This window comes from Defluviicoccus vanus (assembly GCF_014672695.1).
Taxonomy (GTDB): Bacteria; Pseudomonadota; Alphaproteobacteria; order Rhodospirillales; family Defluviicoccaceae; genus Defluviicoccus; species Defluviicoccus vanus.
Genome location: NZ_CP053923.1, coordinates 1,716,176 through 1,741,243 on the forward strand (window position 1 = coordinate 1,716,176; position 25,068 = coordinate 1,741,243).

The following is a 25,068-nucleotide window of genomic DNA, read 5'->3' on the forward strand; positions in this document are numbered from 1 at the left end:
CGGTGCAATCACGGCAAGGGGCCCGATCGGGCCCCTTGCCGTGCGTCGGCTTTGCCTCGGGGATCAGGGCTTGCTGGTTTTGCCGGTCTCGGGATCGACGGTCTCGGCGGTGGTCTGGTTTTGCTCCGCCCGATCGGCTGCGGTGGGGGGACGACGACGTCCGGCGGATTGCTTCAACCGGTAGCTGTCGCCGTTCATGGTGAGGATATGGACGTGGTGGGTCAGGCGGTCGAGCAGCGCGCCGGTGAGCCGTTCCGATCCCAGCACCGAGGTCCAGTCCTCGAACGGCAGATTGGAGGTGACGAGGGTCGAGCCGCGCTCGTAGCGCTGGAGAACACCTCGAACAGAAGTTCCGCCCCGGTCGGCGACAGCGGCAGGTAACCGAGTTCGTCGACGATGAGCAACATCACCGACTGGAGATCGCGTTGCAGCTTCAGCAAGCGGCGCTCGTCACGCGCCTCCATCAACTGGTGCACGAGGGCGGCTGCGGTGGTGAAGGCGACGGTGAACCCCTTCTGGCAGGCGGCAAGAGCGAGGGCGAGCCCGACATGGGTCTTGCCGGTGCCACTGTTGCCGAGCGCGATGACGTTCTCCCGGCGCAGGATGAACTCGCAGCGGGCCAGCTCGAGCACCAGCATCTTGTTGAGGCTGGGAATCGCGGTGAAGTCGAAGGTGTCGAGGCTTTTGACCGCCGGGAAGCGTGCTGCCTTGATCCGCCGCTCGACCATTCGGCGTTCTCGGTCGATCAGTTCGAGTTCCACCAGGCGCAGCAGATAGCGGGGATGATCGACGCCGTCGCGTGCGCATTCGCGGGCGATCTTGTCGTATTCCCGCCGCAGAACGGTCGGCAGCTTCAACTGCTTGAGGTGATGCGCCAGCAGAACCTGCGGTGTGCCGCTTGTCGTTCCCGCCGGCATCGCATCAGCGCCCGCCTTGCCGGTCATGCCGTTGTCCCGGGAACGAGAACGGCGTAGTCAGCCGCCGCCGTCATCCTGACGTCCATTTTCGGCAGATGTGGATAGGCCGTCAGGTCGAGCCGGGCCGGCCGCCGCTCGACGCGCGCCAGAGCAATCTGCTTGACCGCATCAAAGCCGATGACGCCGAGCCGGATCGCTTCGCTGACCGCGCTCGCCACCATCTCCATCGGGATCGCCTCCATCAGCCGCAGCACCTGGATGAACTCCCGCCTGCCGCGGTTGCCCATGCGCGCCTCGAGGAGATGGCGCAGGTGCTGGAACGCCTCCGGCAGATCCCAGTCTTTCAGCGCCGCCGCCTGGTCGAGGGCATTCGGCTTCGTCTCGATCAGCGCCAGATAGTGCAGCGGCTCGAATACGAAGGTGCCCGTGCCATAGCAGCGACGATGCCGGGCGATCGCCTCGCCGGCACAAAGGATCACCACCTCGTCGACGAAGCCCTTCACCACAACATCCCGGAAGCCGTATGCCGTCGGTACCGAGTAGTCGTTGCCGCGGTAGCGGACCAGGGCGGTCGATGAGACACGGGCCGCCCGCTTCTCGCTCGGCTCCAATGGCACCGCCGGCAAATCCCGGAAGGCTTCGAGGTCGGCGACGAGACGCTCGCCGATGGTTTCGCCGTGGCGACCGGCGCGTTCGCCTCGTCGCTGCCGGCAGCGCTCTTCCAGCATCGCATTGAGATCGTCGAAGCTTGCCGCCTGGGGGATCGGCGTCAGGAAGTTCGATCGAGCATACTTCACCAGCCCCTCGACCTTGCCCTTGTCGTTGCCCTTGCCGGGACGGCCGAAGCGATCCTGGAACAGGTAATGGCTCTGCAGTTCCGTAAAGGCCCGGGTGCGCTCCCGCCTGCCGTCGCCGCAGATCTTCGCCACCGCGAGCGTCGTGTTGTCGTAAAGCACCGACAACGGCACGCCGCCAAAGAAGGCGAATGCCGACACATGCCCGTCGAGGAAGGCTTCCGTCGTCTCCGCCGGATAGGCCTTCACGAAAGGAGTATCCGATTGCGGCAGGTCCATGCAGAAGAAGTGGATCTTCTGCCGGACGCCGCCGATCACGCCGATCGCCTCGCCAAAGTCGACCTGCGCATGACCGGACGGATGAGCCAGCGGCACGAAGGTCTCCCGCAATCTCCCCGAGCAACCCGGACGTAGTCCCTCACCACCGTCAGACCGCCGGCATAACCGTGCTCGTCGCGCAGTCGCTCGAAGATCCGCTTGGCCGAATGCCGCTGCTTCGAAGGCGCCGTCCTGTCGGCCTCGAGGATGGCGTCGATCACCGGCAGCAGCACCCCGAGCTTCGGCTTCTTCACCGGCTTCGTTCGCGTGTAGCCGGGCGGCAACGAGAACCGGCACATCTTCGAAACCGTCTCACGGCTCAGCCCGAACACCCGGGCCGCCTCACGCCGGCTGTTGCCCTCGATGAAAACGAAATGCCGAACGGCGGCGTAGACTTCCACGGCAAACATCCCCGGCCGCCCCCCACAAAAAAGAGACAGCCTAACCACTGGCCGGATTTTACTCCGGCGCGGCAGCACCAATCGCCGCCGCTACCTGGCCTAATTTGTCACCGCCATACACATACATCGAAGGATACTACAGTCGACAGCGGCGTCACTCCACGCTCGGCGACATCGCACCCGAACAGGCAGAGCTTCAAGCTGCAAAACCAAGCGTCCACATTTCCGGGGAAAGATCACAAAATCATTCCCACTCGATGGTCAATAGGCTTGAGTTCGCATTGTAAGTATTCGGCTTTCCGCTCAGGCTCCGAATCCATACCAACTGCGATACCACCAGGGTAAGGGCGCTGGATTCGCGGATTCTATATGGCGATCCGTCCCGCCATAAACGCGCCCGCATCATAAACGAGCGCCGGGAAAATGCAGACCAAAAGAGACGGAACTTCGAGAGCAGATGCCCCTCGCCCGCCTCGCTAGACCACGACCGATAGTAGTGAGGATTACGTTTCCGTTATAGCGACCAACCACCGGGCCGCTCAGTCGATACCGAGCTTGTTGAAAAATATCTTGTTCCGCATTTCTGCGTCGCGGAGCAGCTTCGTCCAGCTAACCACCTCCATGTAGAGGCTGATGTTGCCGAACCAGTTGAACCATCCCAGGCCATCAGGCATCGGCGTAAAGTTCTTCTCTTTTTGGAGCCAGTCTTTGACCTTTTGGGTTAGGTCGCAGACGACATAACCGTAGAATGGCGTCGTGTCGTTCACGAGAATATCACGGCCGGTTGGGGTCTTGAACTTGCCTTCCCGGATTTGATTGACATAGCGGATGATCTGTTGAATTGGGTCTTCCTTGGAGGACGGGTTGGCGAAATCGTCCCGTTGAGGCTTCTTGAACTCAAAAATCGTTATGGGATTGCTGGCTTCATTATCGCCACGATAGGCCACGCGGCGGTTATAAATGGTTATGTCCGTGCGATCTCCCGACGATTTTAGGGGTTTGTCGGACGACATATAGGACGTGAAATTCAGCCGCTCGTCCAAAATCCAGAGATTGTGCGCCTCGTAGTTCAGTTCCTCGGAATCCTTCTTGCGGGGCATGATGATGTCATGCACCTCACCTTCGGATTGGTGTTTCCCATCGGCTTTGATTTCCAGCGATTTCGAGAACAACTCAAGGACGCATTTACGCATCGAGACGTAGTGGATCAGGTCATTCTTGCTATTGTCCGAAATTTTCTGAATCAACTGCGCGATTTTTTCTCCAAGCTCATCCGGGTTCTTAGAGTTCAGCAGCGCCGTGACCTGCGTTCGCGTCGCTATCTCCTGCTCATATTTCTTCTTTTGGAGATGAAGTTCGATGTCCTGATTTGACGGCCGCATAGGCAGGGCGCTGAAATCTACCTCTGTTGCAAGGACGCGATGCCAAGGTGCGTCATTGGTCACATACTCGGCGATGCGCACCTCCTTGCGCCTCTTCCGTTCGGCGATCTCCGTGCCCACCGCCGACTGCGCGATATCGGCGGCCTTCTGCTCGATGTCGGTCTGGGATATGCCGTTCAATAGATCAGTGTCGGTCTGAAAACGAAACTCGCCTCTTTCGAGGGACACGTTGTCGTTTAGGTAGTCGCCGAACACATAGGCTTTGATGACAAAGTTGCGCCCCTTGGCCAAATCCTGATCCGGCCCTAGCTCGAAGAACTCCTCCCCAAATTCAGGAATGTATGTTTGGAGCGGATTGTCCGTCACCTCCCGCCGATGCGCAACAAGACTGACCTTGCTCTTCGCCATTCGCGGCGCGAAGAATTTGAATACGCGAACCTGAAAGGATTTTTCATCTTTGTTCGCTGATAGCGAAAACGTCCCTTCGTCCACCTTTATTTCGACGATCTGGCTGTTCTCCTTGCCTAGATAGTCATTGAGGGAGAGGGTATCGGATGGATTCTTGGCTTCCCAGATCACCACGCGCGGACAGGAGCGATCTTGGTCCACGAAATAGGGCAGCAACCGTTCCACTACGACACGGCCGATAGTTTCCAGCTTCTTGTCGGGAAATCTGACCGACTTGATACCGGAAATCTCGATGGTAGCGCCGGCCGCCTGCGCCTGAGACGGACCTTCCTTTTCATCGACGATGATGTCCTTGTCCAAGCCCATTCTGAAAGAACGGTCATGGAAGGCGTCGCCTTCGGCGAAGGTGCTGGATACCTTCACCCGGTCAAAATATTTCAGGCAGGTGAAGCGGCCAAATCCTTTGCCGCCATCCGCGATTTTCTGCTCGGTGTAGAGGGTGTCGAAAGCGTCGCGGTTGGTCTTCGTGAAGCCTATGCCGTTGTCCTTGACCCTAAAGCCGTCAACGTCCTCAAGGCGGTCGACCATGTCGGCTTGTCCGTTTCGGAGCACTTCGATTTCGACCAAGCCGTTCTGTATGCCCTTTGCGTCGATGGCCTGAATTGCATTTACGACTAGCTCGACCAGCGGTGTGTATATATTGGTGCCGGAACGGATGTTCTCGACCAGCCGCTTGACGTTGACATTGCTCATGCCAAGCCCCCGGCGACGGCGACGCGCTGTGCTTTACAAGACTGGCGCTCTTCGGATCGTAGACATATCCTGTAATCGTGCCGTCCTTGATCTTCTCCACCGCGTCGTCGACCACGAACAACGGCACAAGGAACCATTCACGCGGGATGACCGGGTTGCCGAACCTGTCCTTGATCTCGATGTCGAGCCGGGCCGGGTCGAAGATGCGGTGGATCAGGTTTTCGAGCTTGATGCGGCTAATGTTGAACAGCTTGTAGGTCGCCACGATCTCCACGTCCGCCAGCAGGAAGGTCGGGTCCAGCTTGGCATTGGCGATGCGCTTGGCGACATCGCCGCCGGTGACGCCGATCTTGTGAACGAGGTCGCGGTTGGCGGCGACAATGGCATTGTCCGACTGGCTGCGCAGAACATAGATGGCGCCGCTGGCGAGGTCGTCGGCTTCACTTTCGCTGGCGAACAGCGGCCCGGCGCTCGGTTCCGACACGCGGCGGCTCACCTCGTCCTTGTAGAGGGCGCGTTGCAGAGAGCGGAGCAACAGGTCGCTCTCGGTGCCATTGGAATAGATGACGCGAAGGCGGGCGTCGCTTTCGCCGTTGGGCGCTTTGAAGGGCTCACCGACTTCGGCGACGTAGGCGACCTGGCCGCCAAGGATGAAAAACTCCCCGGCCCTGATGTCGGTTTTCAGGAAGCCAGCGTCCTTGCGGATCGGTTGGGTGATGCGCACGCGGCTATCGAGGTCGTTCTGAACAGTCGTGAATAGGGGCTTGAAGCGGTCGAAATCCTCGCATCGTTCGCGGTTGGCGATTTCCTCGGCGGCGCGCTTTTCAGCGGTGGTGCGGACGTGGCGAAGATCGGTGATGTCCGTCGCGCCTGCCGCGCCCTCTAGCTCGGCGAGCAACTCATCGTCGTCCATTTCCTCCGCCAGAGCGGCAACCGCGTCCTCTGCAACCGCAAGTAAGCCTTGGTGATCGAGCGGTGCAAGAAGAGAACGGCACTCCTCCAGCGCGCGCAGGCGGTCGAGGCGCGTGGCGTAAAGCCGCTCGAAGATGTCACGCCCCTCTCCATGTTGCGGGAGGCGGCCATGCTGATGGGCGAAACGCTGAATTTCCTCGAAGCCCGCAATGATGTGTTCCTCGCGCGCGGAGCGTTCGCCTTTCTTTTCAGGCTGGACGAAATCCGCGAGTTCGTCGCGCAGTTCATCAAGGTCAAGGTCACTCATAGCGGCCCTCATCCTTGAAGCGTACGAAGGCGGCTGCGCCTTCGGCCAGCAGCTTTTCCCAGGCATCGGTCGAGTTGATCGAAGGCAGCCGTCCGCGCTCCTTCTTAAACTTGACCGCGCGTACGGCGTAGTCCTTCGCCTCCTCCGGCGTCAGCGTGGTGCGCTTCGCGGCAATCGCGGCCTTCACCTGTTGGAGGCGTTCCTCGTTCATCGTCTTGGCGAGGATCGAATAGGCTTCCTTGAACGGGTTAATGCGGTCGATCAGGTCGATGTCGAGTTCGCGCACGTCCATTGCAAACTTGCGCACGCCGTCGATCAGGGCCGTGTTGGCTGTGGGTTCGCCGCTCACGCGATCAAGCATGGATTGCTTGGCCTGCTGAGTGATGTTGAGCGCGGCAATAGCGTGCTGGCGCACCGCTTCCTGGTCTTCGTCGCTCAACTCGGGATACTTGTCCTTCACGATCTTACCCATGCGAACCTGTGTCAGTTCCTCGGGCACCAGTTCGTCGTCGAACAGACCGCGCTCGATAGTCGTCTTGTCCTGCACGAAAGCTGCGATCACCTCGTTCAAATCCTGCTGGCAAATTCGCGCAGCCTCGTGACTCTTGGGCTCGACAAGGCCCTTGATCTCGAACTGGAAGACACCGCGCTCCTCGTTGAAGCCAACATTGCACTTGTTTGGATCGTAGCCGCCTTCACCATAGTCGAAGCCTGGGGTCGGTCCGCTCTGCGGATTCTTCGGCTTGAACTCGAAGCGCGGGGCAAGCACCTGCTCCATGAGCAGGCTGGCGGCGATGGCCTTCAACGTGTCGTTGACGGCCTCGGTCACGGCGTCCTCGGCGGCGTCTGGTTCGGCGATCAGATTGGTGAAGCGAGCGCGGGTCTTGTTCGGCGCGTCGCGGGTCGCGCGCCCGATGATCTGCACGATCTCGGTCAAGCTGGAGCGATAGCCCACCGTCAGAGCGTGTTCGCACCAAATCCAGTCGAAGCCTTCCTTGGCCATGCCCAGCGCGACGATGATGTCCACATGATCGCGATTGTTCTTCTGCGTGGGGTCTTTCAGCGCCAGGGAAACACGGTCGCGCTTGTTCGCGTCGTCATCGACAAGATCGGCGATGCGGAGGGTCCGGCCACCCGGCGTTTTNNTGACAAGCTGGAATCCCGTGGCAGCGTCGATGCCCTGCCAGTCACCGAGCGCGCCGATGATGTGTTCGACTTCCTTGATCTTGTCCTTCGTGCTTTCACGCGAATTGACGTTCGGAATATGGATAATGGTTTTCTCGGCGGGGTCGAGGGCGGCGAGAATGTCGTCAGCATAGGAGCCGGAATAGAAGAAATAGCCGATGTCGAGATGCTTCAGATATTCGTAGCCGTTAAGCTGCTCGTAATAGGTGTAGGTGACGGACTCGAATTTTGCTTCGTCCTGTGGGGCCAGCACGGGCACGGCATCGCCCCGGAAATACGACCCCGTCATCGCCACAATATGCGTCTTCTCGCGGGCGATGAGCTGGCCGAGATGCTGGCCTAGCTTGCTGTCGGGATCGGCCGAGACGTGATGGAACTCATCCACGGCGATGAGCCGGTTGTCGAACGCCTCCACGCCGAACCTGTCCACGGCGAAACGGAAGGTGGCGTGGGTGCAAACCAGCACCTTGTCATCGCTGCCTAAGAACACCTCGACAGAATTGACCTTGCCGCCATTGTCGCCGCCCGGCGCGTTGCAGAGATTCCACCTCGGCTCGACATGCCAATCCGCCCAAAAGCCGTATCGAGTCAGTGGTTCGTCGTTGAAGCTCGCGCCGATGCTCTTCTCCGGCACGACGATAATGGCTTGCTTGAGCCCCTGGTTGGCGAGCTTGTCGAGCGCGACGAACATGAGCGCGCGGCTCTTGCCCGACGCCGGCGGCGACTTGATGAGCAGATATTCCTCGCCGCGCTTTTCATAGACGCGCTCCTGCATGGGCCGCATCCCGAGGGCGTTGGCCTTGGTCGACGAACCGTTGCGGGCATAAGAAACGGAGACGGAGGGGATGGTTGGGGGCAAGGTCATTCAATGTTACTCACTTGATATAGCCGTATCGTCTTCCACTTCCCATCAATCGAACTGCTCCTAGCCGGTGGCCAAATGCGGCTTCGAACTCTGCGGCTTCCAATGCCCATATTCGGAAGCGACCATCCTCCGGAGAGAAGACAAGTACCTTTCCGTCGCACATGTCGAAACCATGCGTCTCAGGTATTGGAAGGGAGATTTTTTCCATCTTGTTGTTGCCAAGTCTGAGATTATTGGAAACCAATTCACCAGACGGAGGCTCGAACGTCACATTCCCTATAATAGAATTTACGGGAAGGTTGTCAGGCGCGTTGAAGCCGAAGTATCTGTTCATACCGCGCGGCATATCAATCTGATTTCCCGGCTTATCGGCCCCTCTGTTTCGAGTTACATATCCCGCTTCAATCCAGAATGCTTCAACATCGGCATAGTTTGGTGCGGGCTCATCAATTCCTCCAGCTTCAATAAATTCAGATGATTTCCACCTGTTTTCATATAAATCAATGATGTCCTGTGCCGGCGTTGCAGCATTCCAGAGGGTTTCCGCAGCCTTGAACGCCGAATAAAACGTCTTTTTGAATTCTGTCTTTATGCTTGTGTGGAAACTCGCTCCGCATTCAGCAGCGTGGCGAAATCCGTTTGACGAGAAATTTCCTGAGCCAACAACCATGCCAAACCGTGTCTTGTTTTTGTTGATTAGGAAGCCCGCCTTCATGTGAAAGTCATGCCTTGGAAGGAAGCCATCCCGCTCCACCACCCAGGCCCCATCATAGATTCGCACCTCAGTATTTGGCTTTTCAATCATAAATCGGAGGGCTTGTGGCTGCGTCCGGCCACAGTCGATTCCAAATAACCACCTCGATGGAACGTCATCCCAGAAGTCACTGCCCAAAACTAAATCGAATGCGACCGCACCTGACTGCGTCGCGTAAGCGTAGAGCCCCAAAAAATCTTCCGTCTCCGCCCACTTATGTACGCGAAGAAGCTCTGACAGGGTTGTTGGCTGATCCTCGATAGATTGGATAAACGCCTGTGCCTTCATCCCCGTGCCTCCCTCCCCCGTGGCATGGCCGGTTCACTCACCGTCGTCATACGTGTNNGGTATAGATCAAACAGCTTTTCCAGCCGCTCAGTGTCGTTGCGGAAGCGGCGGCCGATATAGATGCGCTCCAGCACCTCGTCGTTGCGTTCATGCGCTTCCTGCAGGTCGGCAGGAATCTTTTCTGGGTCGTAGAGATCGGCGATGGTCGCCGGGAAATGCGCCTCACGCGTCAACAGGATGTCCTCCGCGCAGCGGGTCAGGTCGGCCTTCATCTTGTCGGTCAGCGTCGGGACAGGGAAGGTGTTCCAGCCAAGAGTATTTGAATAGCGGAAATCGGTTTTCAATTTCCCGCAGACAGTGCCTATCCAGACCAGGTGAAGGCGTGACGCCACGATCGACATGTTCCACAACGGCGCATCGTAGAGAGCGAACAACAGGTCGCTCACGATCGTCTCTCGATCAAAGAGGTGTACCGGCAGGTATGGCCTTCTTTCGGAGGAGACCTTCGCCACGGCCAATGTGTGGTTATTGGCTGTGCCTGCAATCTGGACGAAGCGGTAGGGCTTGGAAGCAAAATCCCGAGTAGATGCGGCTGCACTACCGGCACGGAACTCGCGCACGCGGCCCAACAGGGCGCGCAAATATGGGTGCGCATTCGCGAATTCGGAGTCCTTGGCTTCAATCCAGATGCACCAGCGAGGCTTTCCCTGGATCATCTGCTCAGACCCAAGATAGGGTCGGATAAACCGAGCGAGTTCAGGACATGATGTTAAAAGTTTCGCTCTCTCATCCGCCGATAGAATAAAATGTCCGCCGTCTCGCGGCATGTTTCCAAATAGCATCGGAGACAAGTTTGCGATCGGGCTCCGCGCAACGTTGATGGCCTTATTCGCTCCAGCTACAAGGTAGGCGTTAATGTTGCTGACCTGCCTCTCGATTACAGAACCGTCATCAGCGATGGAGAACAGGCGTTTGGGCGGCGATAGGTCACGCGATATTGCAACGATGGCTACAATGACACCAGCATTGTGGCTCGCGAGGTTTGCCCATTTGAATGAAGTATGGGCGAAGGAAATCTGGTGACCCGTTTCAAAAATGAGCGGCCATAAAATCGGGACCTGTTGCCCTTGGCAAATAGAGTTTGTTGACACAAATGCGGCGGACGCCTTCGATCTCAGACCGTAGTCGGCCGCCTTCATGAACCAGCCGGCCACATAGTCGAGAGACTTCCATGCTGGAGTTCGGCTATCGAAGATCGCTTTTAGGTCTTCCTTGTGATCATTCTTTTGCCATTTGCTGCCCAAATATGGTGGATTCCCGCAAATATACGTCTCACCGCCTTCGTTCTCAAAGTCGATCTGCGCCTGATCGAGAGGCGTGTGAAACAGGTCATCGGCATGATGCTTCACCCCGGTTCCCGTGGGCGGGCAGATGCTCAGCCAATCCAGCCGTAGCGCATTGCCGCAAGTGATCCAGTTCATTGCGTCGAGGGGCAGGAAATCCCGCAAGGCTTCCTTCTGGCCGCGGTAGAGCACATCGCACTGGTACTCGGCGATGACGAGGGCGAGGCGCGCGATCTCGGCCGGGAAGCTGCGCAGCTCGATCCNCCGGAAGTTGGTCAGCGGGATTTCGCTCCGCCTGTCCGGCTCGCCGCGCCGCTTGTTGATCGTGGCCTCGATCTCCCGCATCTGCTTGTAGGCGATGACGAGGAAGTTGCCGGAGCCGCAGGCCGGGTCGAAGACCCTGATCCGCGACATGCGCTTGCGCAGGTTCAGCAACATGCGGGGATTGTCCCCGGCCTCGTCGAGCCGCGCGCGCAGGTCGTCGAGGAAAAGCGGATTGAGCACCTTCAGGATGTTCGGGACGCTCGTGTAGTGCATCCCGAGCGCGCCGCGCTCCTCATCGTCCGCCACAGCCTGGATCATCGACCCGAAAATGTCCGGGTTGATCTTCCTCCAATCGAGGCCGCCGATATGGAGAAGGTAGGAGCGCGCGATCCTGCTGAAACGCGGCACCGCGGGGCTGCCGGAGAACAGCCCGCCGTTCACATAGGGAAATATGTCTGCCCAGCGCGGCAGCTTGGCGGTCGCCCGTTGAGCGATGGGCGTGTTCATGGCGCGGAACAATTCGCCGATCACCTCATGGGTGTTGGACGAGTCCCGCGCGCTCATTTGCTCGATGGTGGCAGTGAACAGGCCCTCGCCGTTGAAGATGTCGGTGTCCTCCGCGAAGAAGCAGAAGATCAGCCGGGCCATGAAATGGTTCATGTCGGGGCGGCGGTCGGCCGCGCCCCAGTCAGGGTTGTCCTTCAACAACTCCACATACAGCCGGTTCAAGCGGCCGGTCGCCCGAATGTCGAACGAGCTTTCACGGATTTGCTTGACCGTGGTGATGCCGGCCAGGGGCAGGAAGAAGCCGAAATGATTGGGGAAGTCGGCATAGGCGCAGGCGACCGTCTCGCCGGACTCCAACTCCTCGGCCTCGAAGCCGTCGCCATCGGTGGCGAGGATGAACCTCGCCTTGGCCTTCCCCGTGGCTGGGCTGGCTCGCAGCGCAGCAAGGGTCTGCGTCACCGAGCCGGGCGCGGCGACGGCGATGTGGATGTTGTTCCGCTGGAGAACGCCGCCGGGCAGGTCGGATGCGTTGGTCGATCCGGTGCGCAGCCGCCTGATCGTGGTGTCCTTGTTCCCGAAGGCTTGCAGGAAGGCAAACGGGAACTCGCTGCCGTCGAACGGCAGCTCGGCAAGCGCCGATATGGCTTCCTCGATCTCGACGGCGTTCATACGTCCCCTGCACCGGCCTTCATGCCGGTCGTCCTTTCTGTTGCTCCTCGACCTTGCGCTTGATCCAGCTTGCGATTGCCTGCCGCTCGAAGCGCCACGACCCGCCGACCTTGAAGCCGGGAATCTCACCCGCGAGGGCGAGCTTGTAGGCGGTCTTCTCATTGAGCTTGAGAAGCTCGGCCACCTCCCGGATCGTCAGTATTTCGTCGGCCATGCGCCCGCCGTGAGTCGCGCCCCGTGAAGCATATTGAGGATCAGAGAAAATTCGAGAAGATAGTGGTGGTCCACGGTCCTCGCGGCAAATTACGGCAGGAAACGAAGCCGCCATAGCATCATATTGGAAAATCCGCCCTGAAAGCGGATTTTTAAGAACGATCCGATTATAGTGTCATATTGAAAAATCCGCGCTAAGAGCGGATAGTGAGATATGATCCGAGTCGAACGATCAGCCCTATCCTCCTACGCCTCCGGTCTGCTGGCTAGGGGCCGGGGGTCTTTTCTGCGGATGAGGCGCAGAAGGAGATCGGCGTCAGCCGGGGCGCGTTCCTCGACGCCGCCGAGCGTTTGCAGCGGCGCGGCCAGCTTATCCGGCCTAGGCGCGGTTTCTACGTGGTCGTACCGCCACAACACGCTACGACGGGCGCGCCACCGCCCGAGTGGTACATCGACGCCCTAATGCGCCACGAAAACGGCCCTACTATGTGGGGCTGCTGGCCGCGGCGGCGGCCCACGGCGCTTCCCATCAGGCCGTCATGGAGTTTCAGGTCGTCACGGACAAACTCCTGCCCGACATTGAGGCCGGACGGACGCGGATCGTCTTTTCCTACCGCAAGGACATGGCGGCGGTGGCGGCGGGGATCGAGGATCGCAAGACGCAATCGGGCTATATGAAGCTGTCCTCGCCGGAACTCACGGCACTCGATCTGGTGCGCTACCCGCAATCTGGCGCGGGCCTGGACAACATCGCGACGGTGCTTTCCGAGCTTGCCGAACGGCTGCAACCGGAAAGGCTCGCCTCCCTGTCGGGCGCCTTCGAGAAAGCAGTGGTGCAACGCCTTGGGCATCTGCTCGGAAGGCTGGAGCATCCGCAGGTTGCGGAGCCGATGTTCGCGGCGCTGTCGGCGCGCGGGCCGCTGCCGTGGGTCGAACTCGATCCCAAACAGGCGCGCGATCCCGATTTGTCACCGCCGCCATCCGAACGCGATGACCGCTGGCGCGTGATCGTCCGCCGACCGCCGGAGATCGACGAATGATCCCGCAGGATTACATCACCGCTTGGAGCCGCGTCGCGCCGTGGGCAAGCCAGCGGCAAGTCGAGCAAGACCTCATCATCAGCCGCGCGCTTGTCGCCATCTTCTCCGATCCGTTCCTGCGCGGCGAACTGCGCTTCCGTGGCGGCACGGCGCTCAACAAGCTGCATTTCCCTGCCCCGCTGCGCTATTCAGAGGACATCGACCTTGTCCGGACGACCGCCGGTCCCATCAGCCCGCTATTGGACCACCTGCATGACGTTCTTGATCGGTGGCTGGGCAAGCCGCGCTTCGATCAAAGCCCCGTTGCGCCCAAACTCAAATACACGGTCGAAGCCGAAGACAGAGATTCGCCGAGCCCGATAAGGCTCAAGATCGAAATCAACACACGCGAGCGGGAAGCCTACGATCCGCCCATCGAGATTCCGTTCGGTGTCGAAAATCCGTGGTTCGCCGGCGAGGCCGCGATCCCAACCTTCTCGCGGGAGGAAATGCTGGCGACCAAGTTGCGGGCTTTGCTTCAACGCAACAAGGGGCGTGATCTGTTCGATCTCGATCACGCGCTCACTGTGTTCGAGGGGCTGAACACGGCCCGGATCGTCGAATGTTTCCGGCTCTATCTCGAAAAGGCAGAGGTGACGGTTTCCAGGGCCGAGGCGCAGCAGCGAATGTTCCAGAAACTCGCCAATCCGACCTTCTTCACCGACATGCGGCCGCTGCTTCAGACAGATCGCGCCAAGGCCCTGACCGACGAAACGCTCAAGACCACGTTTGTCCGGGTGATGAAGGAACTGATCGACCGGATACCCGGCGACGAATGGGCAAAGGCCAAGGAAATGCGGGAGCGGTTTGGAGTCTAATCATCGTCGAATGCCTGCTTCCCCCTCGCGGTCCAGAGCGCCCGCGCGTGTTCGCCCTGATCGCTTCGGAGCCTGTCGGCCGTCCAAAGCAGTGCGCCGTAGATCATTGCACGATCATCGCCAGTCAGGTCCACGATCCCGGCCTTGATGACCATGCCGCCGAGTTCGATCAGATGGCGTGTGCGCTTGCGGCGTTCGACCTGCCAGGTGCGCATGTCATGTCGCGCCCGCGCCGCCAGGTGCCGGTTGCGCATCGCCCGATTGCGTCGCAGCGCCGCCAGTGTCGCGGTCAGGCGATGGCGCAGATCGTCGTGCCCGCCCTCGAAAGAACGCGGCGCCGCGCTTCGCCCAGGCCTCCCGCTTTCCTGCATCTTTCGTTTCCGTCACCACCATCAGCGCGCCGGCCAGTTCGTCGGCGGTGAGCGCATCGGCGCCGGTGGCGATCACCAGTTCGCCGAGCTGCTGCACCTTGCGGCTCTTGAGGTCTCGCGCCTTGTCTTCGAGCGACTTCAGCTCCGCATCGAAGTCCCGCGGCTTGCGCATCATGTTCTCCAGGAACTGTTGATGGCGCGATGATAGTTGAGCGTCTGCCGGAATGCTGTAGGGTTGCCGGGACGGCTTGGAACGGCTCGGGCATTCCCGAGAAATTTGTTTCGAGGGCGCGCTTATACGTCGTTCCGACGTGCGCTTCGCCGTGCTGATGATCGGGTCGCGATGGCGATCTATCATCTTCACGTCAAGGTCATTGGCCGCAAATCCGGCTCCAGCGCGGTGGCGTCGGCCGCCTACCGCTCGGCCTCGCGCCTGCGCGACGACCGGCTTGAGCGCAGCCACGACTTCTCCGCCAAGCGCGGCATCCTCCATTCCGAGGTCATGCTGCCGGAGGATGCGCCCGAGGCGTGGCGCGACCGCGAGCGGCTGTGGAATGACGTCGAAGCCTTCGAGGTGCGGCGCGACGCGCAGCTGACCCGCGAAGTCGAGTTCGCCCTGCCGCGCGAGATGAGTGAGCGCCAGGGCATCGAACTCGCTCGCGACTTCGTGCAGGCCGAATTCGTCGACCAGGGCATGATCGCCGACCTCAATGTGCATTGGGATATCGGCACCGATGGCCTGCCGAAGCCCCATGCCCATGTCATGCTGACCATGCGCGCGGTCGACGAGAATGGCTTCGGCCAAAAGGTGCGGGAGTGGAACCGCACCGGGATGGTCGAGCGGTGGCGGGAACGCTGGGCCGAGCTGGCCAACGAGCGGCTGGCTGAGCTCGACATCGACGCGCGCATCGACCATCGTAGCCTGGAGGTGCAGGGCATCGCGCTGGAGCCGCAAAGCCAGATCGGCGCGCCGGCGCAGCGCATCGAGGATCAGGGGCTTGAAGCCGACCGTGCCGACATGCACCGCGAGATCGCGCGCGGCAATGGCGCGCGAATCATCGCCGATCCAACTCTGGCACTCGACGCCATCACGCATCAGCAATCGACCTTCACGCGCCGCGACATGGCGATGTTCGCGCATCGGCACAGCGACGGCATCGACCAGTTCAACGCTGTGATGGGCGCGATGCGCAGTGCGCCCGATCTGGTTGAACTCGGCCAGGACGGACGGGGCGAGGATCGCTTCACCACCCGTGCGATGATCGAGACCGAACAGCGCCTGCACCGCGCCGCCGAACTGATGGCGGACCGGCAACGCCATGAGGTGAATGACGCCGACAGAAAGGCGGCGCTGGCGCGTGCGGAAGCGCGCGGCCTCGTTCTTTCCGGCGAGCAGGCCGACGCGTTGGCGCATGTCACGGGCGGGCGCGGTCTTGGCGTCGTCGTCGGCTTTGCCGGAACGGGAAAGAGCGCAATGCTGGGCGTGGCGCGGGAGGCCTGGGAGGCGGCGGGCTATGAGGTCCGGGGCGCGGCGCTGTCCGGCATCGCCGCCGAGAATCTGGAAAGTGGATCGGGCATTGCCTCGCGCACCATCGCCAGCCTGGAACATGGCTGGGGACAGGGCCGCGACGCGCTCACCGCGCGCGATGTCCTGGTGATCGACGAGGCGGGCATGGTCGGCACGCGCCAGCTGGAGCACGTGCTTTGCCATGCCGCCGAGGCCGGCGCCAAGGTGGTGCTGGTCGGCGATCCGCAGCAGTTGCAATCGATCGAGACCGGCGCGGCATTCCGCTCGATCGTTGAGCGCCACGGTGGCGCGGAAATCGGCGAGGTGCGCCGCCAGCGCGAGGGCTGGCAGCGCGACGCCACCCGCGATCTGGCGACCGGTCGCACCCGCGATGCGATCCAGGCCTATGACACCCATGGCATGGTGCATGAGGCAGCGTCCCGCGAGCAGGCGCGCGAAAATCTGATCGACCGCTGGGATCGCGACCGGCAGGCGTCACCGGACTTGAGCCGCATCATCCTCACCCACACCAATGACGAGGTTCGCACCTTGAACGACGCCGCGCGCGAGCGGATGCGGGCCGCCGGCGATCTCGGCGATGACGTGCGCGTCACGGTCGAGCGCGGCGCGCGCAGCTTCGCCCGCGGCGACCGCATCATGTTCCTGCAAAACGAACGCAGTCTCGGCGTGAAGAACGGCACGCTCGGCACCATCGAGCACGTCAGCCCGCAATCCATCACCGTGCGCACCGACGACGGGCTCAGCGTCTCGTTCGACCTCAAGGATTATGACCGCCTCGACCACGGCTATGCCGCCACCATCCACAAGGCGCAAGGCATGACGGTGGACCGCACCCACGTGCTGGCGACGCCGGGCCTGGACGCCCATTCGAGCTATGTCGCGCTGTCGCGCCACCGGGCCAGTCTGGATCTGCATTACGGCCGCGACGACTTCATCAGCGAGGACCGGCTCGTCCGCACGCTGTCGCGCGACCGGGCCAAGGACATGGCGTCGGATTACGCGCGGCTTGACCCGGCGCAAGGCTATGCCGAGCGGCGCGGCATCACCGTCCGCGAGCGCGTTGCCGAGATCGTGCGTGCCATCGTGCCGGACAAGGTGCGCGGCATGTTCGACGGCCTGCGCTTGCCCGTCGATGGCGGACAGGCGTCGGAAAGGGAAAGACAAGGGGTGGAGCCCGAGCGGCGCGGCGCTTTTGCCGGATTCCGGCCCGATCGCGCCGTNGCCCGCGCGGGACACAACGACCGAAAAATGCTGGCGCGGGACCAGGCCGTGCAACGCCACGCCCGCGCTCTGACTCGCATCTGGGACATGCAGGACAAGGAACTGCCTGTCCTGCCCCACCAGAAGGTCGAACTTCAGAAGACCCGTCAGACCCTCGACGACTACGGCAAGCATGTCGCGCACGACATGGAAGCCGCCTATCGCCGCGATCCGGCCCTGGCCCGCGAGACAGCGGCCGGCGGCGCGACTGGCCGCGCCATCCAGGCCATGCATGGCGAGCGGGAAATCCGCCTCGGCCATGAGCGCCGCGCCGAAGAGTGGATCGAGACGTTCAAGGTCCTCGACCAAAAGAGCGTCCGCCAGTTCGACGCCGGAAACTACGGCGGCCACCGGGACACCCGCGCGCTCATGTCCGACATGGCCAAACAACTCGAACGCGATCCGCAGCTCGAATCCATGATCGCCATCCGCAAGCAGGAACTCGGCCTCCAGATCGAGAGCGCCCGGAAGAGCGGCGGCGGCATCGGCCGGGAACTGGCCCGCCTCTACCGCCTCGAATGGGAACTCAACCGGGGGCTCGGACTCTAGCCGTCACCCCAAACCGCAGGAGACGTGAAAATGAACGCCTGTCAACGGCGGAGCAATTCTGGGCCACTGTAGCGGAGTCAAAGCAGGCCATTTGGGCGAGAGCGGTGCAATCACGGCAAGGGGCCCGATCGGGCCCCTTGCCGTGCGTCGGCTTTGCCTCGGGGATCAGGGCTTGCTGGTTTTGCCGGTCTCGGGATCGACGGTCTCGGCGGTGGTCTGGTTTTGCTCCGCCCGATCGGCTGCGGTGGGGGGACGGCGACGNTCCGGCGGATTGCTTCAACCGGTAGCTGTCGCCGTTCATGGTGAGGATATGGACGTGGTGGGTCAGGCGGTCGAGCAGCGCGCCGGTGAGCCGTTCCGATCCCAGCACCGAGGTCCAGTCCTCGAACGGCAGATTGGAGGTGACGAGGGTCGAGCCGCGCTCGTAGCGCTGGGAGAACACCTCGAACAGAAGTTCCGCCCCGGTCGGCGACAGCGGCAGGTAACCGAGTTCGTCGACGATGAGCAACATCACCGACTGGAGATCGCGTTGCAGCTTCAGCAAGCGGCGCTCGTCACGCGCCTCCATCAACTGGTGCACGAGGGCGGCTGCGGTGGTGAAGGCGACGGTGAACCCCTTCTGGCAGGCGGCAAGAGCGAGGGCGAGCCCGACATGGGTCTTGCCGGTGCCACTGTTGCCGAGCGCGATGACGTTCTCCCGGCGCAGGATGAACTCGCAGCGGGCCAGCTCGAGCACCAGCATCTTGTTGAGGCTGGGAATCGCGGTGAAGTCGAAGGTGTCGAGGCTTTTGACCGCCGGGAAGCGTGCTGCCTTGATCCGCCGCTCGACCATTCGGCGTTCTCGGTCGATCAGTTCGAGTTCCACCAGGCGCAGCAGATAGCGGGGATGATCGACGCCGTCGCGTGCGCATTCGCGGGCGATCTTGTCGTATTCCCGCAGAACGGTCGGCAGCTTCAACTGCTTGAGGTGATGCGCCAGCAGAACCTGCGGTGTGCCGCTTGTCGTTCCCGCCGGCATCGCATCAGCGCCCGCCTTGCCGGTCATGCCGTTGTCCCGGGAACGAGAACGGCGTAGTCAGCCGCCGCCGTCATCCTGACGTCCATTTTCGGCAGATGTGGATAGGCCGTCAGGTCGAGCCGGGCCGGCCGCCGCTCGACGCGCGCCAGAGCAATCTGCTTGACCGCATCAAAGCCGATGACGCCGAGCCGGATCGCTTCGCTGACCGCGCTCGCCACCATCTCCATCGGGATCGCCTCCATCAGCCGCAGCACCTGGATGAACTCCCGCCTGCCGCGGTTGCCCATGCGCGCCTCGAGGAGATGGCGCAGGTGCTGGAACGCCTCCGGCAGATCCCAGTCTTTCAGCGCCGCCGCCTGGTCGAGGGCATTCGGCTTCGTCTCGATCAGCGCCAGATAGTGCAGCGGCTCGAATACGAAGGTGCCCGTGCCATAGCAGCGACGACGATGCCGGGCGATCGCCTCGCCGGCACAAAGGATCACCACCTCGTCGACGAAGCCCTTCACCACAACATCCCGGAAGCCGTATGCCGTCGGTACCGAGTAGTCGTTGCCGCGGTAGCGGACCAGGGCGGTCGATGAGACACGGGCCGCCCGCTTCTCGCTCGGCTCCAATGGCACCGCCGGCAAATCCCGGAAGGCTTCGAGGTCGGCGACGAGACGCTCGCCGATGGTTTCGCCGTGGCGACCGGCGCGTTCGCCTCGTCGCTGCCGGCAGCGCTCTTCCAGCATGGCATTGAGATCGTCGAAGCTTGCCGCCTGGGGGATCGGCGTCAGGAAGTTCGATCGAGCATACTTCACCAGCCCCTCGACCTTGCCCTTGTCGTTGCCCTTGCCGGGACGGCCGAAGCGATCCTGGAACAGGTAATGGCTCTGCAGTTCCGTAAAGGCCCGGGGTGCGCTCCCGCCTGCCGTCGCCGCAGATCTTCGCCACCGCGAGCGTCGTGTTGTCGTAAAGCACCGACAACGGCACGCCGCCGAAGAATGCGAATGCCGACACATGCCCGTCGAGGAAGGCTTCCGTCGTCTCCGCCGGATAGGCCTTCACGAAAGGAGTATCCGATTGCGGCAGGTCCATGCAGAAGAAGTGGATCTTCTGCCGGACGCCGCCGATCACGCCGATCGCCTCGCCAAAGTCGACCTGCGCATGACCGGACGGATGAGCCAACGGCACGAAGGTCTCCCGCAATCTCCCCGAGCAACCCGGACGTAGTCCCTCACCACCGTCAGACCGCCGGCATAACCGTGCTCGTCGCGCAGTCGCTCGAAGATCCGCTTGGCCGAATGCCGCTGCTTCGAAGGCGCCGTCCTGTCGGCCTCGAGGATGGCGTCGATCACCGGCAGCAGCACCCCGAGCTTCGGCTTCTTCACCGGCTTCGTTCGCGTGTAGCCGGGCGGCAACGAGAACCGGCACATCTTCGAAACCGTCTCACGGCTCAGCCCGAACACCCGGGCCGCCTCACGCCGGCTGTTGCCCTCGATGAAAACGAAATGCCGAACGGCGGCGTAGACTTCCACGGCAAACATCCCCGGCCGCCCCCACAAAAAAGAGACAGCCTAACCACTGGCCAGATTTTACTCCGGCGCGGCAGCACCAATCACCGCCGCTACGTGGCCTAATTTGTCACCGCCATACACAGTTCCGGAAGTACTCGGTCAGATACGTCCCCGAGGAGGAGAAAGCCAGGGCCGCTAAGCGTGGCGTGTGGCAAGGGACGTTCATCGAGCCCTGGGAATGGCGCGAAGCGAAAAGAAAATGAGCCATAATCTCTTTTTCAGGCCCGAGGCCTATCCGTGGCGCTATGCCGTCTCTCTACTCCCCTCATCCGCCGGCAGGATACCGCGATAAACAGGATGGCGTATAAGGCCCTCGGAGCCACGTCCGAAGTGTCGCACACGGGCAATGAACTCCGGCCTGACCCACGTCGGCTTTGCCCTGGTGATGTCCTTGGTGCGGTCACCGCCGGCTGATCACTAGCGATCACCCGCAGCGAGCTGGAGAAGCTGGTGCTCTACATGGGCCCGGTGCCGGCCGGCAAACATCAGGGCGCCGTTTCTGTCTTCAGCCAGCAGCAGCGCTGCCAGCCCTCCGGGTCGTTCAACACGTCCATCGGATCGCGTGCCTTACCGTAGCCTCCCGTCTTACGGATCGTCGGCAGGACTTCCTCGAAGACCCAACGCTCGAACTGCTCGGCCGCCGGAAGGTTGCTATGCACGATCAGCCGAAGCACGTCGGCCTCCGCTAGGATACGAGCTTCCTGCATCCGACCCAGGGCATCTACGATGGGGTAGCGTTTTGCGACCCCACGGCAATGCCTGTTCATCGCATCGGTGGCATTGGCATAGCCAAGCCCGCTCGGCAGCGTCGTTTGTTGCGCATCAGCCGCCGGGCGCGGTAGGGCTTTTGACAGTTTTGGCAGTTTTGGCAGTTCTGTTGTCAAGGTGTTCGCATACCTTTTGGCAGTTTTGGCAGTGCCCATCCCCTAGGATTTGAAAGATTTTCGTCTGTCGGTGCAGAACGCCGCCCAGTCCTCCATCATCTTCTGGCGCTTCTCGAACAGGTCGCCCCGCAGGTAGGCAGCCTCAACCTTGTCCTTGTTGACGTGCGCCAAGGCCAGTTCGGCGACCTCGCGGGGGTAGCCGGTGGCCTCCGCCGCCCAATCGCGAAAAGCACTGCGAAAACCATGCGTGGTCAGATCGGCGTGCCCCATGCGGCGCAACAGCATGAGCATCGCCATCGACGACAATGGCTTGCCCTTCTTACCGCCGGGAAAGACGAATTCCCCGCNCACCCCCTGTGCCGGCGCCATTTCCTCCAGCACGCCAAGTGCTGCGGCTGAAAGCGGCACCCGGTGCTCGCGGCCGGCCTTCATCCGCTCCGCCGGGACCGTCCACACCGCCGCATCGAGGTCGATTTCAGCCCAGCGAGCGCCAATCGCTTCGCCCGTGCGCGCCGCAGTCAAGATGGCAAATTCCAGGGCGCGCGCGGCAATGCCAGCTTCGTTGTGAAGGGCCGCCATGAACTTGGCCATCTCTCGCCACGGCAGCGCCGGATGATGCTCGACCCGCCGTACCTTCGCTCGCGCCGGCAACAGGTTGTCGAGATGCCCGCGCCAGCGCGCCGGGTTATCGCCCGTTCGCCAGCCACGGGCGGTGGCGTAGTCAAGGACTGCCTCCATGCGCCCACGCAGCCGGGAGGCAGTCTCCGTCTTGTCCCGCCACAACGGTTCGATCACCTGCATCACATGCCCGACGTCCACCGCGGAAACGGCAAGGCCGCCGATCACCGGGAAAGCGTAAGTCTTGAGGGTATTGTTCCACTGCTGGCGGTGCTTGGCGTTGCGCCAGGACGCTTCGTGCGCCGCGATGTAGCGTTCGGCCGTCTCGCGAAAGGTAAGTGCGTTCGCCGCCGCCTTCGCTTCCTGCCCAGCTCGCCGGTGGTCGATCGGGTCGATCCCCTGGCGGACCAGCTTGCGCGCCTCTCTGGCGGCCTCACGGGCTGCCGCGAGCGAGACGGCCTCGACCGTACCGAGCCCCATCTGCCGCGCCTTGCCATCCAGCATGTAGCGATAGAGCCAGGAACGATGGTCGACATCGCGCACCTGCAGCCACAGCCCGTTGCCGTCGCCATATCGTCCCGGTGCGGTGAGCGCCCGCACCTTGACCGCCGTCAGTTTCCCCGCCGCCATCAGCCCACAAGTCCCAGCCACCAAACCCGCCCACAATATCATCGCGGCTGTAGCCGGGCAAGCGTGAACGCCGCTGAACAGTGACGCCTATAACTATCTGGTAATAGCGGTTACTTAAGGATGCTAGCGGACGGTGATGAACATTAGTGTGGCGGACACCCCCTCCGCCAACTGCGTCGCGCACAACAGTCTCCGGCGCCGTGCGGGCTGAAAAAACGCCAGTATCCGCGCACCTTTGGCCGAAAAGCTGTTGACCTCGCAGGCGCCGGGAAGCGACCGAAATCGGTCTCTCTCCGCCCCCTTTCTCCAAAGCTCCTGACTTCGCCCAAACAGTACGGATTTTTAACGCGTTGATTTAACGCGCTTATTTGGCGCGCAAAATCCGTACTTTTGGAAGTGCGTTCGGATGGGCGAGACGTGCCGGATTCGAACCGCGGCAGCCACACCGGGGGCATTCGCCAAAGCCGCCGGAGTGGATTTCGCCATTGACAGGAATGTGCGATATAGCAAATATATCAAACATGACAAATGCACAAACCACCGCCGCAACGCTGCGCGCCATCCGCGCCAACCTCAACCTGACGCAAGAGCAGCTCGCCGAGCGGCTCGGCGTGTCGTTCGCCACCGTCAACCGCTGGGAAGGCGGCGCGAACATGCCGCAGAAGGCGGCGCGCGACACCATCGCCGCCCTCGCCGCCGAGGCGGGCATCGACAGGGACGAGCCCAGCGCGGATTCGGGCGAAGCGGCGGCGCAAGTGACGCGGCGCCGGACCGGAGCGCGGTCAGCCATGCCCTCCACGAAGTCCATGGAGCAGATGCTGTGGGATGCCGCCTGCTCCATCCGCGGCGAGAAGGACGCGGCGAAGTTCAAGGACTACCTGCTGCCGCTGCTGTTCCTGAAGCGCCTGTCGGACGTGTTCGACGACGAGATCGACCGCCTTGCCGAAGAGTACGGCGACCGCGGGACGGCGCTGGAGATCGCCGAGGAAGATCACGCGCTGCTGCGCTTCTACCTGCCGCCCGAGGCGCGTTGGGCGGTGATCAGCGGGCGCGCGCCGTATGACTGGCCAAACGATGAGCAGGGCCGCAGCACCCGCCCCAAGGACATCGGCGAGCACCTGACCAAGGCGGTCCGCGCCGTCGTGCGGCAGAACCCGTCGCTGTCGGGCGTCATCGACGTGGTCGACTTTGCGGCCGAGCGCAACGGCGAACGCGACATCAACCCGGCGAAGCTGCGCGAGGTGGTCGAAACCTTCTCCGATCCGCGCTACCGCCTCGGCCTCGCCGACGTGCAGCCGGATTTCCTCGGCCGCGCCTACGAGTACCTGCTCCGGAAGTTCGCCGAAGGCTCGGGGCAGAGCGCCGGTGAGTTTTTCACGCCCACCGAGGTCGGCTTGCTGATGGCGCACATCATGCGTCCGAAGCCCGGCGAGGACTGCCACGATTATGCCTGCGGTTCGGCGGGCCTGCTGGTGAAGCTCCAACTCGTCGCACGCGAGCTCGACCCGACCAGCAAGGTGCCGCTCAAGCTGTACGGCCAGGAACTGACCGCCGAGAGTTATGCCGTCGCGCAGATGAACGCGATCATCCACGACATGACAGTCGAGATGGCGCGCGGCGACACGATGATCAATCCAAAGTTCAAGACCGCCGACAGTAAGATCCGCACCTACGACATTGTCGTCGCCAACCCGATGTGGAACCAGCCGTTCAACCCGGATGTGTTCGCCGATGACCCGTTCGACCGCTTCCGCACCCAGGGCGGCGCCACCACCGGCAAGGGCGATTGGGCGTGGCTGCAGCACACCATGGCCTGCCTGAACGACCGGGGCCGGGCGGCGGTGGTGCTCGACACCGGTGCGGTGACGCGCGGCTCGGGATCGAAGAACGAGGACAAGGAACGGAACATCCGCAAGTGGTTCGTCGACCGCGACCTGATCGACGGCGTGATCCTGCTGCCCGACAACCTGTTCTACAACACCACCGCCGCAGGCGTGATCGTCGTGCTGTCCAGGCGCAAGCCGGCGGCGCGCAAGGACAGGATCGTGCTGCTGAACGCTTCGCGCCGGGTGCAGAAGGGGCGGCCGAAGAACTTCATCCCCGAGCAGGACATCCGCCCGCTCGCCGCGGCCTGGCTTAAGGGCGAGCCGGTCGAGGGTGAGATCGCCGTGATCACCAAAGCGCAGGCCGAGGAAGCCGACTACAACCTCAGCCCGAGCCGGTGGGTGGGGCAGTCCAGTTCTGCCGAGGTGGGTTCGGTGAGCGCGCTTGTCCGCGAACTTACGGAACTGGACGGCGAGGCACATCGTCTGTCGGCCACGATATCCAAACTGTTGGCTGGGGTGGTCGATGGGCCTGCTTGAAGCAGATCTTGGTGAGGGCCGACATTGGTCCCGCGTCGGCGACTGCTACGACGTGACGAAGAAGCCGCGTGGCCTTGACCGCTCGACGTTTGCGGCGATCCCGTTCGCGGCGAT

The 25,068-nt window shown here is 62.1% G+C and carries 14 protein-coding genes and 4 pseudogenes; 5 read left to right on the plus strand and 13 right to left on the minus strand.

What is annotated here, in order from left to right:
- Positions 1-63: 63 nt before the first annotated feature.
- The 7 genes and pseudogenes from istB (HQ394_RS07775) to HQ394_RS07810 form a co-directional block, all read right to left on the minus strand.
- A pseudogene (gene istB / locus HQ394_RS07775) lies at positions 64-944 on the minus strand (IS21-like element helper ATPase IstB).
- Positions 941-2,439 (minus strand): annotated as a pseudogene (gene istA / locus HQ394_RS07780) (IS21 family transposase). The pseudogenes istB (HQ394_RS07775) and istA (HQ394_RS07780) overlap by 4 nt, the downstream one beginning before the upstream one ends.
- A 2,352-nt stretch (positions 2,440-4,791) precedes the next feature.
- Entirely contained in the window at positions 4,792-6,192 is a 1,401-nt protein-coding gene (locus tag HQ394_RS07790) for a GIY-YIG nuclease family protein (protein ID WP_456151503.1), read from the minus strand.
- On the minus strand, positions 6,185-8,242 hold the full coding sequence (locus HQ394_RS07795; RefSeq protein WP_190262769.1) for a DEAD/DEAH box helicase: 2,058 nt from the start codon (positions 8,240-8,242) through the stop codon (positions 6,185-6,187). Before HQ394_RS07795 ends, HQ394_RS07790 begins: the two co-directional genes overlap by 8 nt.
- A gap of 10 nt (positions 8,243-8,252) precedes the next feature.
- Positions 8,253-9,284, minus strand: a complete 1,032-nt coding sequence (locus HQ394_RS07800; RefSeq protein ID WP_190262770.1) for a phospholipase D-like domain-containing protein — start codon at positions 9,282-9,284, stop codon at positions 8,253-8,255.
- Complete coding sequence (locus HQ394_RS07805; protein WP_190262771.1) at positions 9,281-12,067, minus strand: class I SAM-dependent DNA methyltransferase; 2,787 nt, start codon at positions 12,065-12,067, stop codon at positions 9,281-9,283. Before HQ394_RS07805 ends, HQ394_RS07800 begins: the two co-directional genes overlap by 4 nt.
- 19 nt (positions 12,068-12,086) lie before the next feature.
- Entirely contained in the window at positions 12,087-12,281 is a 195-nt protein-coding gene (locus HQ394_RS07810; RefSeq protein WP_175095440.1) for a helix-turn-helix domain-containing protein, read from the minus strand.
- Positions 12,282-12,565: 284 nt separating this feature from the next.
- On the opposite strand from HQ394_RS07810, the pseudogene HQ394_RS21110 reads away from it, so the two are divergent.
- The 3 genes and pseudogenes from HQ394_RS21110 to HQ394_RS07820 form a co-directional block, all read left to right on the plus strand.
- A pseudogene (locus HQ394_RS21110) lies at positions 12,566-12,673 on the plus strand (hypothetical protein); the annotation flags it as partial.
- A gap of 50 nt (positions 12,674-12,723) precedes the next feature.
- Positions 12,724-13,320, plus strand: a complete 597-nt coding sequence (locus tag HQ394_RS07815) for a type IV toxin-antitoxin system AbiEi family antitoxin (RefSeq protein ID WP_263053778.1) — start codon at positions 12,724-12,726, stop codon at positions 13,318-13,320.
- On the plus strand, positions 13,317-14,177 hold the full coding sequence (locus HQ394_RS07820) for a nucleotidyl transferase AbiEii/AbiGii toxin family protein (RefSeq protein WP_190262772.1): 861 nt from the start codon (positions 13,317-13,319) through the stop codon (positions 14,175-14,177). The genes HQ394_RS07815 and HQ394_RS07820 overlap by 4 nt, the downstream gene beginning before the upstream one ends.
- Here the strand turns inward: HQ394_RS07820 and HQ394_RS07825 are convergent.
- Both HQ394_RS07825 and HQ394_RS07830 read right to left on the minus strand, forming a co-directional pair.
- A complete protein-coding gene (locus HQ394_RS07825) occupies positions 14,174-14,392 on the minus strand; it encodes a conjugal transfer protein TraD (protein ID WP_190262773.1) in 219 nt (72 codons plus the stop codon). The genes HQ394_RS07820 and HQ394_RS07825 overlap by 4 nt on opposite strands.
- A 1-nt stretch (position 14,393) precedes the next feature.
- Positions 14,394-14,720 (minus strand): conjugal transfer protein TraD, encoded by a 327-nt coding sequence (locus tag HQ394_RS07830; RefSeq protein WP_190263192.1) that lies wholly within the window; start codon positions 14,718-14,720, stop codon positions 14,394-14,396.
- Positions 14,721-14,891: 171 nt separating this feature from the next.
- Between HQ394_RS07830 and traA the strand changes: the two genes are divergently transcribed.
- On the plus strand, positions 14,892-17,885 hold the full coding sequence (gene traA, locus HQ394_RS07835; protein ID WP_190262774.1) for a Ti-type conjugative transfer relaxase TraA: 2,994 nt from the start codon (positions 14,892-14,894) through the stop codon (positions 17,883-17,885).
- Here the strand turns inward: traA and istB (HQ394_RS07840) are convergent.
- The 4 genes and pseudogenes from istB (HQ394_RS07840) to HQ394_RS07855 all read right to left on the minus strand — a co-directional run bounded on the left by istB (HQ394_RS07840) (position 17,863) and on the right by HQ394_RS07855 (position 22,633).
- Entirely contained in the window at positions 17,863-18,930 is a 1,068-nt protein-coding gene (istB, locus tag HQ394_RS07840) for an IS21-like element helper ATPase IstB (protein ID WP_317629017.1), read from the minus strand. The genes traA and istB (HQ394_RS07840) overlap by 23 nt on opposite strands.
- Positions 18,927-20,429 (minus strand): annotated as a pseudogene (gene istA / locus HQ394_RS07845) (IS21 family transposase). Before istA (HQ394_RS07845) ends, istB (HQ394_RS07840) begins: the two are co-directional and overlap by 4 nt.
- 515 nt (positions 20,430-20,944) lie before the next feature.
- Entirely contained in the window at positions 20,945-21,343 is a 399-nt protein-coding gene (locus HQ394_RS07850) for a BRO-N domain-containing protein (protein ID WP_223291945.1), read from the minus strand.
- 42 nt (positions 21,344-21,385) lie between these two features.
- Positions 21,386-22,633 carry a tyrosine-type recombinase/integrase gene (locus tag HQ394_RS07855; protein ID WP_456151504.1) on the minus strand — a complete coding sequence of 416 codons (1,248 nt, stop codon included), beginning with the start codon at positions 22,631-22,633 and terminating at the stop codon, positions 21,386-21,388.
- A gap of 479 nt (positions 22,634-23,112) precedes the next feature.
- Here HQ394_RS07855 and HQ394_RS07860 point away from each other — a divergent pair, with 479 nt between their 5' ends.
- On the plus strand, positions 23,113-24,954 hold the full coding sequence (locus tag HQ394_RS07860) for an N-6 DNA methylase (protein WP_190262776.1): 1,842 nt from the start codon (positions 23,113-23,115) through the stop codon (positions 24,952-24,954).
- The last annotated feature ends 114 nt before the right edge of the window (positions 24,955-25,068 follow it).

What these genes read in the sequence shown, in the direction of transcription:
- HQ394_RS07790 (WP_456151503.1), bottom strand. Translation starts at nt 6,192, where the DNA reads ATGAGTGACCTTGACCTTGATGAACTGCGCGACGAACTCGCGGATTTC.
- HQ394_RS07800 (WP_190262770.1), bottom strand. Translation starts at nt 9,284, where the DNA reads ATGAAGGCACAGGCGTTTATCCAATCTATCGAGGATCAGCCAACAACC.
- HQ394_RS07810 (WP_175095440.1), bottom strand. Translation starts at nt 12,281, where the DNA reads ATGGCCGACGAAATACTGACGATCCGGGAGGTGGCCGAGCTTCTCAAG.
- HQ394_RS07820 (WP_190262772.1), top strand. Translation starts at nt 13,317, where the DNA reads ATGATCCCGCAGGATTACATCACCGCTTGGAGCCGCGTCGCGCCGTGG.
- HQ394_RS07825 (WP_190262773.1), bottom strand. Translation starts at nt 14,392, where the DNA reads ATGCGCACCTGGCAGGTCGAACGCCGCAAGCGCACACGCCATCTGATC.
- HQ394_RS07830 (WP_190263192.1), bottom strand. Translation starts at nt 14,720, where the DNA reads ATGCGCAAGCCGCGGGACTTCGATGCGGAGCTGAAGTCGCTCGAAGAC.
- HQ394_RS07860 (WP_190262776.1), top strand. Translation starts at nt 23,113, where the DNA reads ATGACAAATGCACAAACCACCGCCGCAACGCTGCGCGCCATCCGCGCC.